Genomic DNA, 243 nt, shown 5'->3' on the forward strand with positions numbered 1-243 from the left:
GGTGAAGTCGTAACAAGGTAGCCGTATCGGAAGGTGCGGCTGGATCACCTCCTTTCTATGGAGAATCGTCTTCTGCAACGAAGACATTCAAATCGGAAGCTTCGCTTCCACAATAGAACCCTTGGGTTCGAATACTCACTCGTTGGTCAGTTTTGAGAGTTTAAGCTCTCAAGTAACACTGTCTGTTATTCCGAACATCACAGTCGTGATTGTTTCATAATAACAGCAACTTGATCCTTGAAA

General features: G+C 44.0%; 1 rRNA gene. It reads left to right on the plus strand.

Annotation, left to right across the window (positions count from 1 at the left end):
* A 16S ribosomal RNA gene (locus C173_RS26100) occupies window positions 1–55 on the plus strand; the annotation flags it as partial.
* Window positions 56–243: the final 188 nt, after the last annotated feature.

Origin of the sequence: Paenibacillus sp. FSL R7-277, assembly GCF_000517965.1 — a bacterium.
Taxonomy (GTDB): Bacteria; Bacillota; Bacilli; order Paenibacillales; family Paenibacillaceae; genus Paenibacillus_AQ; species Paenibacillus_AQ silagei.